General features: G+C 44.9%; 9 protein-coding genes. 8 read left to right on the top strand and 1 reads right to left on the bottom strand.

The window, feature by feature from the left end; translation table 11 throughout:
* Positions 1–162 precede the first annotated feature (162 nt).
* From C9I89_RS07225 to rmf, 8 genes are all read left to right on the top strand, one after another.
* Positions 163–4,992 (top strand): NAD-glutamate dehydrogenase, encoded by a 4,830-nt coding sequence (locus tag C9I89_RS07225; protein WP_107282671.1) that lies wholly within the window; start codon positions 163–165, stop codon positions 4,990–4,992.
* A 183-nt stretch (positions 4,993–5,175) separates the two neighbouring features.
* Complete coding sequence (gene pyrD, locus C9I89_RS07220) at positions 5,176–6,186, top strand: quinone-dependent dihydroorotate dehydrogenase (protein WP_107282670.1); 1,011 nt, start codon at positions 5,176–5,178, stop codon at positions 6,184–6,186.
* 147 nt (positions 6,187–6,333) lie between these two features.
* Positions 6,334–6,873: a cell division protein ZapC gene (locus C9I89_RS07215; protein WP_107282669.1), complete on the top strand. Its 540-nt coding sequence runs from the start codon at positions 6,334–6,336 to the stop codon at positions 6,871–6,873.
* 1,091 nt (positions 6,874–7,964) lie between these two features.
* Complete coding sequence (rlmKL, locus tag C9I89_RS07210) at positions 7,965–10,109, top strand: bifunctional 23S rRNA (guanine(2069)-N(7))-methyltransferase RlmK/23S rRNA (guanine(2445)-N(2))-methyltransferase RlmL (protein WP_107282668.1); 2,145 nt, start codon at positions 7,965–7,967, stop codon at positions 10,107–10,109.
* The gene (locus C9I89_RS07205) at positions 10,110–10,373 is read left to right on the top strand and encodes a glutaredoxin family protein (RefSeq protein ID WP_107282667.1); all 264 of its coding nucleotides are present in this window, start codon (positions 10,110–10,112) and stop codon (positions 10,371–10,373) included. It abuts the gene before it with no gap.
* Positions 10,360–12,300 (top strand): ATP-binding cassette ATPase Uup, encoded by a 1,941-nt coding sequence (gene uup, locus C9I89_RS07200; protein WP_107282666.1) that lies wholly within the window; start codon positions 10,360–10,362, stop codon positions 12,298–12,300. The genes C9I89_RS07205 and uup overlap by 14 nt, the downstream gene beginning before the upstream one ends.
* Positions 12,300–14,318: a DUF3466 family protein gene (locus C9I89_RS07195; RefSeq protein WP_107282665.1), complete on the top strand. Its 2,019-nt coding sequence runs from the start codon at positions 12,300–12,302 to the stop codon at positions 14,316–14,318. The genes uup and C9I89_RS07195 overlap by 1 nt, the downstream gene beginning before the upstream one ends.
* 171 nt (positions 14,319–14,489) lie before the next feature.
* Positions 14,490–14,660 carry a ribosome modulation factor gene (gene rmf / locus C9I89_RS07190; protein WP_107282664.1) on the top strand — a complete coding sequence of 57 codons (171 nt, stop codon included), beginning with the start codon at positions 14,490–14,492 and terminating at the stop codon, positions 14,658–14,660.
* A 190-nt stretch (positions 14,661–14,850) separates the two neighbouring features.
* Here rmf and fabA read toward each other — a convergent pair whose 3' ends face one another.
* Positions 14,851–15,369 carry a bifunctional 3-hydroxydecanoyl-ACP dehydratase/trans-2-decenoyl-ACP isomerase gene (gene fabA / locus C9I89_RS07185; RefSeq protein ID WP_107282663.1) on the bottom strand — a complete coding sequence of 173 codons (519 nt, stop codon included), beginning with the start codon at positions 15,367–15,369 and terminating at the stop codon, positions 14,851–14,853.
* Between the last annotated feature and the right edge of the window lie 42 nt (positions 15,370–15,411).

The following is a 15,411-nucleotide window of genomic DNA, read 5'->3' as shown; positions in this document are numbered from 1 at the left end:
TTCAAAATCTTTACCTTAGTCACATATTCGATTTATTCTTATCTTAATAGTGCAATTGTTGTAACCACTTCGCAACAAAACCCCCTACAATAGCTATCACGCTAAAGCGTTCAACCCCCCTATACTCGATTTATAAAACATAATAATGATGGAGCATTCGCTATGACCGCACCCGATCAGATAGTGCCGGTACTGCTTGAGAAAGTGTATGGCTTAATCCAGGATAAGATTGAAGTTCCACAGCAGTCATTAGTCGAAATTTTCGCTCAACGACTGTTAGGGCAATTAGCTGAAGACGATTTGCTTCAACGAAATGAATCTGATTTATATGGTGCCGTATTGAGTTTGTGGCACCATTTAATGCAAAACAAACCTGATCAAATTTCAATACGAGTTTATAACCCGACACTTAGCCGCTACGGTTGGCAATCCACCCACACGGTTGTTGAGATTGTCATGCCGGACCGTCCTTTCCTGGTCGATTCTGTTCGTATGACACTCAATCGCATGGATATTACCAGCCACCTTATGTTTAACGGCCCTTACTTCTTTAAACGAAATAAACAAGGGGACATTATCGAAGCGTGTGGTAGCGAAGGGGATTATCAGACACTGTTCCATATCGAAGTAGACCGTCTTACTGACAAAGCAGAAATGCAGGCACTAAAAGAAGAACTGGAAAACGTGCTTCATGATGTAGATTTGGTGGTCACTGACTGGCAGGCCATGAAGACAAAAATGCAGGAAATTGCGGATGAACTAAAAACCACAGATTTGCCTGTTGATGATGAGCATCGTGAAGAAGCCATCGAATTCATTGACTGGCTCAATCGCCATAATTTCACTTTTATGGGCTATCACCAATATGACTTAATTCCAATTGAAGGTGATTTTGAACTACGGCCAACAGATGAACATGGTTTAGGCCTTCTTAGTAAGCCAGGTAAAGCTCATAGTCTGTTATTGTCAGAAATTCCCGAATCAGCCCGTTTCGAAGCGCGTAAGCATGAGCTTCTGATTTTAACCAAGAGCAACACCAAGTCGAAAATCCATCGTCCTGCTTATGTTGATTACGTCGGTATTAAGCGATTTGACATAAAAGGGAATGTGATTGGCGAGCATCGTTTTATCGGTCTTTACGCGTCGACCGCTTATCATCAGACTGCGAAGGATATCCCATTGATTCGAAACCGAGTGTCTCGGATTCTGGATGCGAGCGGTTATTCAGCAGGCTCTTATTCTTGGAAAGCGTTGAACAACCTGCTTGAAACTTATCCTCGTGATGAGTTAATTCAGGCAAACGAAAAAGAAATGCTGGATGTTGGCTGCGGTGTTATACAAATGCAGGATCGTGACTTATTACGCCTTTTTGTCCGACGTGATCCCTTTGGCCGGTTCTTCTCTTGTATGGTATACGTAAAAAAAGAGCGCTATAACACTGAATTACGAACTAAAACGCAGGCCATTCTTAAAGACTACTTCGGTTCTGAACAGTCTGTTGAATTTACGACTTTCTTTCCCGAAGATTCACTAGCGAGAACTCATTATATCGTGCGGGTTGAAAATAATAATTTTGATGTTGATGTGAAGGCTATCGAACATAACTTGGTTGAAGCGGCAGCATCTTGGGAAGATCGTTTAAGCAATTCATTAGTGGCGAACTTTGGTGAAAGTAATGGAATTCCATTAGCGAAGAACTATTCTCGCGCATTCCCGCGGTCATACAAAGAAGAGATGCTGCCCGGATCTGCCGTCGCAGATATTGAGCAACTTGAAAGCCTGAGTGAAGACAATAAATTAGGCATGCTTTTCTACCGTCCTCAGGAAGAAGCAAATGATTCACGTTTTGTGAAGCTAAAGCTGTTCCATCGCAATGAGCCGATTCACTTATCAGACGTGATGCCAATGCTGGAAAACTTAGGATTGCGAGTGATTGGTGAGTCTCCGTATCAAGTGGTTACCGCGAATGGCACCGTTTTCTGGATCCTTGATTTTTCGATGTTTCACAATGCCTGTACGGGGATAGATCTCAGTGAGGCACGGGATCGTTTCCAAGAAGCATTTTCTGCTATTTGGCATGGCAGCCTCGAAAGTGACGGTTTCAACCGCCTAGTTCTTTGTGCGGGTTTAACCGGGCGTGAGATTACCGTTGTGCGAAGCTACGCGCGCTATATGCGCCAGGTCGGCTTCCCGTTTAGTCAGCAGTACATTGAAGAAACCTTGTCTAGCCACAGCGATCTAGCACGCGATTTGGTTAAACTTTTTACCTTCCGTTTCGATCCAAAAAAACATCATTCAGAGAAAGCCGAACAAGATCTCATCAAAAAACTGAATAAAAAACTGGATCAAGTAGAAAGTCTTGATGATGACAGGATCATCCGCCGCTACATGGATATGATCATGGCCACCCAGCGGACTAACTATTATCAGGTTGATGATCAAGGCAGTGCTAAGCCGTGGTTGTCACTGAAACTGCGCCCGTCTGAAATTCCTGAGATTCCCGCACCAGTACCATTTTTCGAGATCTTTGTGTATGCACCCGATATTGAAGGTGTTCACTTGCGAGGCGGTAAAGTGGCCCGTGGTGGCTTACGCTGGTCTGATCGTCAGGAAGATTTTCGGACTGAAATTCTGGGGTTGGTTAAAGCACAGCAAGTTAAGAATACCGTCATTGTTCCCGTGGGAGCAAAGGGGGGGTTCGTATGCAAACGCCAGCCACAAATGACAGCACGAGAAGAAATTTGGGCTGAAGGGCAACGCTGCTACAAACGTTTTATCTGTGCCTTGCTGGATGTGACCGATAACATTTGTGATGGTGTTCTTGTGCCACCAGCGAATGTCGTGCGCCATGATGAAGATGATCCGTACCTGGTTGTGGCTGCCGATAAAGGAACCGCAACATTTTCAGATTTGGCGAACTCAGTATCGAATGATTACAATTTCTGGTTAGGTGATGCATTTGCCTCTGGTGGCTCAAACGGTTACGACCATAAGAAGATGGGGATCACCGCGAAAGGTGGTTGGGAATCAGTTAAGCGTCATTTCCGTGAGCTGGGTATAGACTGCCAGACGACAGACTTTACCTGTGCGGGTATCGGCGACATGGCCGGTGATGTATTTGGTAATGGTATGTTATTGTCGAAACATACCCGACTGGTTGCGGCGTTTAATCACATGAGCATCTTCCTGGATCCAAATCCAGATGCCGCATCGAGCTGGAAAGAACGTGATCGTCTGTTTAACCTGCCACGATCCAGCTGGGAGGATTATGATCAAAGCCTGATCTCGGAAGGGGGCGGTATCTTCTCCCGCCGCAGTAAGTCGATCAAACTGACACCACAAATCCAGAAATTGCTGGGCACGCGTAAGCAGAGCCTGACACCGAACGAACTGATCCGCCTGATCTTACAAATGGAAGTTGATTTGCTTTGGAATGGTGGTATCGGTACGTATGTGAAAGCACAAAGTGAAACCCATACCGATGTTGGTGACCGCGCTAACGATGGGCTTCGTATCAATGGCGGCGAGCTACGTGCCAAAATTGTCGGTGAAGGTGGTAACTTGGGTATGACCCAGCTTGGTCGTGTTGAGTTTGCCAAAAAAGGTGGCAGGGTTAACACCGATTTTATTGATAATGTCGGTGGTGTTGACTGTTCTGATAACGAAGTGAACATTAAGATATTGCTCAATAGCCTGGTGGCAGCGGGTGACTTGACCTACAAACAGCGTAATGAGCTGCTGGCACGTATGGAAGGTGAAGTCGGCAAGATTGTTCTTGATAATGCTTACTGTCAGAGTGAATCTATTTCAGTGACTCAACAGCAACAGGTACAGTTACTGAAAGAGCAAATTCGCTTTATTCATCAGCTTGAGCGTGCAGGAAAACTTGATCGTGTGCTTGAATACCTACCCGATGATGATACGCTGGCAAAGCGAGAAAAATCGGGGATGGGGTTAACCCGTCCGGAACTCGCGGTGCTAGTGGCATACGGTAAGATGGTCCTTAAAGAGGATTTAGTCAGCGATGAGATCGCTAACGACCCTTACCACAGCCGCTTGCTGCCAGCTTATTTCCCGAAAGAGTTACAGGAAAAATACCGTCTGCAAATGGATCAGCACCCGCTGAGACAAGAGTTGATTGCGACTGCGCTGGCTAACCAGATGTCGAATGAAATGGGTTGTAATTTTGTTACCCGTCTGCAGGATGAGACCGGGGCAACCATAGTCGAAATATCTGCAGCTTATACCGTCGGCCGTCAAGTTTTTAATTTTGAAAGAATCTTTGACCAGATCCGCGAGCTCGATAATGTGAGCCCGGCAGAAGTACAATACGAGATGATATATCGCTGCCGTCGTATGCTACGTCGTGCGACTCGTTGGATTTTGCGTAATCGTAATCGCGCAATGGGAATTGAACAGCAAATTGACTTTTATCGACCGGTGGTGAAAACACTGGGTGACAACCTGGAATGTTACCTTGTAACGGAAGAGGTGGAAGAGCATAACGAGCAAGCCGCGTTGATGATTGAACAGGGAGCGCCAGAAAGCCTGGCTCATAGTATTGCCCGCCTAAGCAGCTTATTTTCAGCAATGGATATTGCGCAGATTGCGAATGAGTTGGGTAAAGAGGTTGATTATATCTCCAGAGTCTATTTTGTCGTAGGTGCGAAACTGTCATTGCACTGGTTCTTAAAGCAGATACACAACCAACCAGTAGAAAACCATTGGCAGGCTTTAGCACGTGCATCTTTCCGCGAAGATCTGGATTGGCAACAACGTCAGCTGACATCTGCAGTAATTACCAGTTCGCAAGATATGCAAGAAGCGGAACAGAGTATTGATAGCTGGCTTGATATGAATCGAGGCGTGATTCATCGTTGGAATAGCGTGTTAGCCGAGTTCAAAGTGGGTAAAACTCATGAGTTTGCGAAATTCTCAGTCGCGTTGCGTGAATTGATGCTACTTAACTTGAATTGCCGTTCGAATGTGTAGCACGTAGCTATACTGTTATCATGAGATGTAATCAGTAATTTTGTGTTTAATAGGCCATTATGTCTTCGGATAGAATGGCCTTTTTGTTATCGAATAAGCATTATTGCCGAAATCGTTTGCGTTAAAAGGTAAACCTGTGAATAATGTCACCCCGTTTACACGGGGCTTTTTTAAGGAGGTACAATGATTTACCGCCTCGCACGATCCGCTATTTTCCAGCTAGACGCAGAAAAAGCACATGATCTTGCTATTCAGAACTTTTCTCGCTTTACCGGCACTCCACTTGATCTTTTCTATCGTCAACACGTTCCCGATCATCCTGTTGAAGTTATGGGTATCACATTCAAAAATCCGGTAGGACTGGCAGCAGGCCTGGACAAAAACGGTGAATGTATTGATGCATTCGGCGCGATGGGTTTTGGTTTTGTTGAAGTTGGAACAGTCACGCCTCGTCCTCAACCCGGAAATGACAAGCCTCGTCTTTTCCGTGTTATTCCCGCCGAAGGGATTATCAACCGATTTGGCTTTAATAATTTAGGTGTTGATAACCTAGTTGAGAATGTGAAGAAAGCCAAATATGACGGTGTCATTGGTATTAACATCGGGAAGAATAAAGATACACCGATTGAAAAGGGCGCAGAAGATTACTTAATCTGCATGGATAAAGTTTATGAACACGCCGGTTATATTGCGGTTAATATTTCCTCGCCGAATACGCCGGATCTGCGATCACTTCAATACGGTGAAGCACTCGATGATCTTCTTGGCCAATTAAAGCGGAAACAAAAAGAGTTAGCCAAGAAATATGATAAGTATGTTCCGCTGGCGTTAAAGATCGCGCCTGATCTTGAAGATCATGAGATTGTGCAAATAGCCGACGCCTTGATCCGCAACGAGATTGATGGTGTCATCGCGACTAACACCACGCTTGATCGTGCCTTGATACAAGGTATGCCTCATTGTGATGAAGCTGGTGGGTTGAGTGGCCGTCCACTTCAGAATCGAAGTACTGAAGTTATTCGCAGTCTTGCTCAAGCGCTTAATGGTGCTCTTCCTATTATCGGGGTAGGCGGGATTGATTCTGCAGTCTCTGCTCGCGAAAAAATGTTGGCTGGTGCTAAGCTTGTTCAGATCTATACCGGCTTCATTTATCACGGCCCGAAATTAGTTAAAGACATTGTGACTAATATTTAACCATACCTTGTCAAAAAAACATTAAGCGAACACTAAGAAGGGGAATTTATTTCCCCTTTTCTTTTGTAATCAGAGCAGTAAAATTCTTCTAAAGTTTTTTCTATATCGTTTGATAACTATATAAAGAACTGATTTTGGAGAGTTTACGTGCTAAAACCTAACGACTCATGGAAGTGGTATTACGACCATAAGGAAGATTCCCTGATGCTAGATCTAGGGGACGATATGGTTTTTCGCGTTTCAATTCCGACCAAGAATCTTATTCCTTGCGCGTATGATCAATGCGTATTTACTGTCGATGATGCGACAGCCTTTCAGACGTATAAAGAAAGTATTTCCCACCTTGATATTTCTGTGCCACGTAAAGCAGAACTGGCCCTTAACGCGGTCGCTGCAAGTCGTTTTCACAAGCCTATGATGCCAAAAAGCTGGTTTTTTGAAGCCAGATCGGAAGGGTGTAAACCAGCCAGCAGCGATATTGTTACTCTTCAGACTCCGCATGGTACAGCCAAATTCCTTGTCATCGAAAATTGCGGCTCTGCAAGCCTTTGTATGATGACCGAGATTGAGCCTTTTGCTTTATCAAACACCAAAGAGATGGCGTTCTGCGACACTATTAAGGTGATGAATGACCGTATGGAGCACCATCGGCAAGAGGTTTCGCTTAATTTGGCCATGGTCGGTTAGCGAACCGCGTATCAATGATCTAAAATCCCCGAACAGGTAAGGGGGTTGCCCCCGCGTTCATTATCCCCCAGTTTTCTTTACCAACACTTCTAATTTCTATTTCATTCCAATTCCCAATAAATCTGATAGTTTTCTTTCTGCTTTTATAGCAAAAGCATCTTGTGGTTAGTTGGCTATAGCGAGCCAGCCCGCAGTCTTACCAACGTATTAATACTTGCTATTCAGAGAAGCTCTCTGGATGAGATTAAAGCGGTATGCAGTTGGCTCTTAAAGTATCTGACAGAAAAGTATCAAGTTTATTTGACCCAGATATTGAAGGTGACAAGCTTTGATGGTTTGGTTCATGTAATTGTGATGCTTATAATCTGAACAAAATAAGTGATTTTTATCAAAAAAATCCTAAAAGATAATATTTTTTTGTGCCTCTTTTTTGCGTTTTTTCACAAGAAATGCAGCGAAAAGATGCATTTCTTGCCTCGTTATATTTGTGATTCAACGAAACATTTCCTCATTTCCCCCTTTGGTGAAAGTTAATTACAGGGGGATAATATCCTTCCAGCCAATAGTTTCCCAGTGGGAAATTATTGGGCAGAGACGCAAAGGTTCAGGTTGAAAGGCTCCAGGCAACAGTAAGCAATCACCAACAGCATCAGTGTTAAATTTTGTTGATAAACCGGGCTTGTAGTCATTAAATGCAATAAAATCAACGCGCTATGGTTGGCGTTTCCTCACGGAGACAATGCTTCCTGTCGAGTGTGAGTACATACTTTCACTCTAGGTCATTGAAAGCCACTTTCGCAAATATTCGCATTGTTGATGCTGGTGCACAGTGTTGCTGATGTGAGTTTAATACTAAAAAACCGTGCTACAGATCGTAATATTTCCGGACGGTTGCTACCGATGAAATGGTTTTTTGGTAATAGTTGATGCCGGGATTTAAGGCTGAGATAGCCGTGATGTTTCGACTGAATCAATTAAGGTCGAAAATTGGCGTTTTTTTAGCTAAATGATGTCATCAAACTCGTGAAGGAAGAGGCATTTACTCGGTTTTCGGTTATAATTCTCGCCAACTTAAGTGTGAAAAGAATTCCATGAATCAATATCTAGCTATTACCTCTCGAGGTCTTGAGAACCTCCTTGCAGAAGAATTAGTACAATTTGGTGCTCAAGACATCCAGGTTGCACATGCCGGCGTCCGTTTCAAAGCCGATCAGGCAACGGCTTATCGCTGCTGTCTATGGACCCGCATATCATCTCGTATCATTCAGGTCCTTAGTGAGTTTAATGTCCGTGACGACATGGACTTGTATCTGGGTGCAACAGCTATTCACTGGCCGGACTACTTTGGTAGTGATACGCGCATTATTGTTGATTTCAACGGTACTAACCGTGAAATCCGCAATAGCCAGTACGGTGCAATGAAGGTAAAAGATGCCATCGTTGACCGTTTTACCAAAGCGGATTTGCGTCGTCCGAATATCGATCGTGAACGTCCGGATCTGCGTATTCACATGCGTTTATCTGGTGAGAAAGGTGTTCTTGGCCTTGATATGGCTGGTAGCGGTCTGCACCAGCGTGGCTATCGTACCGAAGCAGGTAAAGCGCCATTGCGTGAAACTCATGCTGCTGCACTGGTCATGAAAAGCGGCTGGACGCCAGAGAAGCCGTTATTAGATCCAATGTGTGGTTCTGGTACCTTGCTTATTGAAGCTGCCATGATGGCCGCTGATATTGCACCGGGCTTAAAGCGTAAGCGCTGGGGTTTTGAATCGATTAAAGATTTTGATAAAGAATCATGGTTGGAAATTCACGCAGAAGCGTCAGTAAAAGCACGTCGCGGTCCTGCAAAAGTTGAGACTAAGTTCTTTGGCCGTGAAATGGATCGCCGTGTATTAACCATTGCTCGCGATAATGCTGGTCGAGCTGGCGTGAAAGATCTGATTAATTTCGAATACGGTGATGTGACACAGCTTGTGAGCCCAGAAGGCTTTGAAGCCGGTGTTGTGCTGTGTAACCCTCCATATGGTGAGCGTTTAGGTACCACGCCTGAGCTGATTTCACTGTACACCGAATTTGGAAATCGCTTAAAGCTGGCTTTTGCCGGTTCGACAGCGGCAATCTATTCAGGATCAAATGAGCTGTTAAGCTGCTTACGCATGCGTGCTGATAAGCAGTTCAAACTCCGTAACGGTGCGCTGGATTGTGTGCTTAAAACGTATTTGATCACCGCTGGTGGCGTTAAAAAAGCTGAAGGCGATGAAGTAGGTGAAGGTGTTGTCGTTCAAGAGAACGTCGCGCCAGATTTTGCTAACCGTCTTAAAAAGAACATTGCGAAGCTAAGTAAGTGGGCGAAGAAAGAGGGTGTTGAGTGTTACCGCATTTATGACGCTGATTTGCCTAACTACAATGCCGCTATCGATAAGTATAAAGATTACTTAATCATTCAAGAATACGCTGCACCGAAGACGGTTCCCGAAGAAACCGCTCGCCGCCGTATCATGGATGTGCTGCGTGCCACGATTGAAGTAACGGGTGTTGATAACAACAAGGTTATTTTAAAAGTTCGTGAGCGCCAGAAGGGTAAGAACCAATACCAGAAGCTGTCCAGTGCAGAACGTCACATGACAGTGAATGAGTACGGTGTTGATCTAAAAGTAAACTTGTACGATTACCTTGATACAGGCTTATTCCTTGATCACCGTATTACCCGTCGTAAGCTGGGTGAGATGGCAAAAGGTAAAGACTTCTTGAACTTGTTTGCTTATACCGGCTCTGCAACGGTTCATGCCGCTTGTGGTGGTGCTAAGTCAACAACCACGGTTGATATGTCCAATACTTATCTGCGTTGGGCTCAAGAGAACATGGAGCTGAATGGGCAGGTAGGCCCTGAGCATGAATTTGTTCAGGCTGATTGTTTGCAGTGGCTGCAGGAAGTCGATGATACGTTTGATCTGATCTTTATCGATCCGCCAACATTCTCGAATTCTAAGCGCATGAAGCAGACTTTCGACGTACAACGTGACCACGTAATGTTGCTGGAAAACTTAAAGCGCATGCTACGTCCACAAGGTCAGATTGTATTTTCTAACAATAAGCGCCAATTCAAGATGGATCTGGAAAAGTTAGAAGAACTTGGCCTGAAAGCCCAGAACATTTCTGACAAAACGCTTCCGATGGATTTTGCCAAGAACAAGCATATCCATAACTGCTGGATCATTACCCATAAGGAAGCTTAAGTGCTAATTACGCTGTATAGCACACAAGGATGTCATCTCTGTGAGCAGGCTTATCGCCTGCTCACAGAGGCAGGCGTACACGAGCGCGTTCAAGAGGTCGATATTGCCTTTGATGATGCGCTCTTTTCACGTTACGGCGTCACTATTCCCGTTGTTTCTATCTCTGTCTCTTCTATAGAAAATCAACATTCAATTTCAGAACTTGGTTGGCCGTTTGATGCGGCTGAACTTGCAGCATGGTTAAACAGTAATGGCATTAATTAATATTAGTAACGCACAACTTGCGTATGGCGACCACGCTTTACTTGATAAAGCAGAGTTTGTTCTGCAGCCGAATGAGCGTGTTTGTTTGGTCGGTCGTAACGGCGCTGGTAAATCGACGTTAATGAAGGTTATCTCTGGTGATGTATTGCTCGATGACGGCAGCATTCAGCGCCAGACTGAATTGAAAATCTCACGCCTTGAGCAAGATCCACCGCGTAATGCTGAAGGTAACGTGTTTGATTATGTTGCGGAAGGTTTGGCAGAAGTTGGAAAGGTACTGCGTGAGTACCACCATTTACTTGATTTGATTGCGGTTGACCCGAGTGAATCAAACCTAAATAAACTAACTCGTGCCCAAGAGAAGATTGATCATGCCAATGCATGGCAGTTTGACACGCAAATCGCCGCTGTATTAGAGACCCTTCACCTAGACCCTCACACACTCTTATCTGATCTGTCTGGTGGCTGGCAGCGCAAGGCAGCTCTGGCGCGCGCATTGGTTTGCGACCCTGATATTCTTTTATTAGATGAGCCGACCAACCACCTGGATGTGTCGACCATTGAATGGTTAGAAGGCTTCCTGAAGAGTTTCCGCGGCTCAATTATCTTCATTTCTCACGACCGTGCCTTCATTCGCTCGATGGCGACGCGTATTCTCGATTTAGATCGTGGTCAACTAACGTCGTTCCCTGGTGATTATGAGAAGTATTTAGAAGATAAAGAAGAGATGCTACGCGTTGAAGCGGAACAAAATGCAGAATTTGATAAGAAACTCGCGCAAGAAGAAGTGTGGATCCGTCAGGGGATCAAAGCTCGACGCACTCGTAACGAAGGCCGGGTACGCGCGCTTAAAAAGTTACGTAATGAACGTAGTGAACGCCGTGAAGTAATGGGTAAGGCCGACATGCAGCTACAGGAAGCGAAACGCTCCGGTAAGATTGTATTTGAAGCCGAGCATATCTCATATAGCTACGGTGACACGCCAATCATCAAAGACTTTAGCTTTACGGTAATGCGTGGTGACCGTATCGCCCTTATTGGTCCAAATGGTTGTGGTAAGAGTACGTTATTAAAACTGATGCTTGAAAAACTTAAACCGACATCTGGTCACTTCCATTGCGGGACCAAAATTGATGCGGCATATTTCGACCAATACCGCGAAGTGCTGGATCCAGAAAAAACCGTGATGGACAACCTGGCTGACGGTAAGCAAGAAGTGACCGTTAATGGTGTTACTCGTCATGCCTTAGGTTACTTACAAGATTTCTTGTTCCACCCCCGCCGTGCCCGTACGCCGGTAAAAGCTTTATCAGGTGGTGAGAAAAACCGACTGTTATTAGCGAAGTTGTTCTTAAAACCCAATAATTTATTGATCCTAGATGAACCAACTAACGATTTAGATATCGAAACACTGGAACTTTTAGAAGAAATTCTTGCCAACTATCAGGGTACTTTGCTGCTAGTGAGTCACGATCGTCAATTTGTTGATAATACTGTGACAACGAGCTGGATTTTCGAAGGTAATGGTGTCGTCGACGAGTACGTAGGTGGTTATCATGATGCCCAGGAACAACGTGCAAATTCTGCCGCCGTTCTTTTGAAACAAAAAGAAGCGAAAGAGCAGGCGGCTCAAGTCGCAGAAGCTAAAAAGAAAGAAGAGAACATGCAGCGTCAGGTAACCCGACCGGCTTCAACCAAGAAGTTGTCGTATAAATTCCAGAAAGAACTGGAAAGCCTGCCGCAAAAAATTGAAGATTTGGAAAATGAAATTGCTCAGCTGCAGGAACAAATTAACGATCCTGCATTCTTCCAGGATGTGAAGAATGACACTCAAGCGACACTGTCACGTTTAGCCGTGGCAGAAGAGGAGTTTGAGCAGGCATTTGAACGTTGGGAAGAGCTGGAAGCGATGCAGAAGGAATTATAATGCAACATAAGACGTTAAAGCTTTCTACACTGGCGATGCTGATCGCCGGTGCAACACAGGCCAATGCTGCGGTCTATCAGGTGGTAGAAGTTGCATCTCAAGGTGATGTTGAATCATTAGAGTATTTTAATAAAGATACTAGCCAGGCATTAGAATTCTATGGTCAGGGTATTAAAGCTTCTGCAGCCGGGGAAAACTGTTTCAACGCTACATGTAATAACGGAAATGATTACACAGTAGTCGGTGAAAGCCGTTTTGGTACCGATGGTATTAACTATCGTGATGAAGCACCTTTTATCTCTGATAATGAGCAGTCAATTAACGATCTCTGGAGTTTTGAACGCTACTGCAACGATAACCTGGGCCCGAATACTTGTGATGTTTGGGCTGAATCTCAGTATTTCGGTAAAGGCTATAACCGTGACGACAGATATGATGGTTCGGGTTTTGGTGGCCTTCTCCGTGAACAACAGGCCTGGGTTGCGAAAGACTATTTTGCCCATGCATTTCCTCTGGTCGATGGTAAGAAAATAGCGACATTTGCTGTAGCCGAGACCGGTTATGAGGCTGATAACCTTGCTGTGCTTGGTAGCCTTGTCGGAAAAGATAGCAGCACTCATATTACTTCTAATGCGGTTGTAAACGGTATTGTTACCGATGGCAACTATGCATTTGGTGTGACAAGTTCGGGTTATTTTGATAACGGTACCCGTTATGCGCGGCAGTTTGCCAAACGTGGTTTTATTAACACGGCTTCGAAAAACTTAGAGCTGGGACCGATTAAGGGTAACGCGTTTGTTGAGCGAATGGGGCAGTCACTTGCATGGGATGCGGTTGAGTATCCGGCAGGGAGCGGCAATCTACTGGTTGTCGGCTCGGCCTCTTATGATCAAAGTGATCTTGATGACAATGATAAACTGCCGGATGATGTTGAAGTTAATCGCAAACCCATTGGATATACAACATCGACGTTAGTGAATTGCGGCACTACGCCTACTGCCGCAAATTTGTTTAGTACCGCCGAATGCCAGTATTCAGTTTTTGCCAATAATGCTGCATTCTGGCTTGTCGATGCTGCTAATGAAACAGCCGAAGATGCTAAGCAAGTCGCTCCCATGCCGGTTGCTGCTCGCGAGACTGACAGCGACCGTTCTGCCCAGGCAAGCGGCCGGGCTGTAGCATTAGTGAATGGTAAGCCGGTGATCGTTGGCTTTACCACAGAAGACGTTGATGGCGATTATTATGCGTCCCGCGCGGCTATTTTTACCCCGAAAGTGTCTTTTGATGTCAGTGACCCAGCTACGTATGCATGGGACATTACTTTAATCCCCGGGACAGACATTGAGGATAGCAGCAGCGATCGTCAGTATCGTTACTCAATTGCCACAGACATTAATGGAAATAACAAGGTCGTCGGTGTTTCGAAGAACTACCGTTCCGAGAACCGTTCGTATGCCGAACGTATCTTTGTATATGATGGTACAACTACCAAGTACATTGATAGTTCGATTAATGCCGATATTTTCTTCAGTGGTTATAACGGCTTCCCGAGTGCCATTAACAACCATGATCAGGTTGTCGGCTGGGTAGACTCAGAAAGTGCCAATCAGGTTGACGGTAAGTTCCGTCGCCAGCGTGGCTTCACCTATAACGCAGGGGCTGCTATAGCAAATTCACCGCTGGCGGCTAATGGTGCGTGGATGCTGGATGATCTAACCAATGATGGCAATCAAAGCGGGACTGCCAACCAGTTTCGAATTGCTCAGGCGACCGGTATTAACGATGCGGGGGTGATTTCTGCGACGGCGCTTAAGTGTGCTGGTGGTTATCAGAACTTATCAGGTGAATCGCAGTGTAGTGGTGATGAAAGACTGGTTGCGGTGAAACTGGTTCCGATCCCAGATGGCACGATAGAGGCACGCCCTGAAATAGCTTCATCAGTTGAACGTTCAGGTGCATCGCTAGGTATGTTTGCTTTGACAATGCTAGGCTGGATTGGTTTCAGAAGAAGAAAATAAATTTTTGTCAAAATAGTTTGTTTTTCACTCAGGCTCACAAATTGTGAGCCTGAGTTGTTTTTGGGGTTGATCAAACGGGGTAGATCGCTAATTCTTATAACTGGAGTTACAAAAAACTCCATCATTATGAAGCTGTAATGAAAGAAAATAGCTAAAGATAAGGATCTAACTATGAAGAGACAAAAGCGGGATCGTTTAGAACGTGCACAAGCTCGTGGTTATCAGGCTGGGAAAAATGGTCGCTCCAGTGAAGCTTGTCCATATCAATCTCTGGATGCCCGTACTAATTGGCTTGGTGGTTGGCGAGACGCAAGAGAGGAAATTCAAACAGGCCTCAAATAACCCTTTCTCATAGAACCCTTATTTAGCCCCTTTGAGGAGAAGGGGCTTTTTAAAATTCCCCCTTCTGGTTTTAAAAGACATTTTAAAAATTCATCGCTCTGAATTGATAGCTTATCGTGCTCTTGGTGATCCTTAAACGCAAAAAAGGCCGCAAAATGCGACCTTTAAAATGCAATTTAGTCTGAGAGACTTAGAAGCTAGCAGTGTCAGTGAACAGACCTACTTTTAAATCTTTAGCGACGTAGATTTCTTTGCCGTCTACCAGTACACGGCCGTCAGCAACCCCCATGACTAACTTGCGGTTAATCACACGCTTCAGATTAATTTCATAGGTCACTTTCTTGGCGGTTGGCAGAATTTGCCCTGTGAATTTCACTTCGCCTACACCAAGCGCACGGCCTTTACCTTCACCGCCATGCCAGCCAAGGAAGAAACCAACAAGTTGCCACATTGCATCAAGGCCAAGACAACCAGGCATAACCGGGTCACCTTTGAAATGGCAGTCAAAGAACCATAGATCAGGGGTGATATCGAGCTCGGCATGAATATAACCTTTGCCATATTCACCACCGTCAGCCGTGATTTCTAAAATTCTGTCCATCATCAGCATGTTGTCAGATGGTAGAGAAGGGAATGCAGGGCCGTGTAGCTCTCCATTACCACATGCAACTAAGTCTTCACGTTCATAAGAATTGCGTTTCATCAGAATTCGTACTGCTCCAAGAAATTATGGAAGCAATTTAGCTTACAC

Source organism: Photobacterium lipolyticum (assembly GCF_003026475.1).
GTDB lineage: Bacteria > Pseudomonadota > Gammaproteobacteria > Enterobacterales > Vibrionaceae > Photobacterium > Photobacterium lipolyticum.
This window is presented reverse-complemented; position numbering and strand designations above follow the sequence as displayed.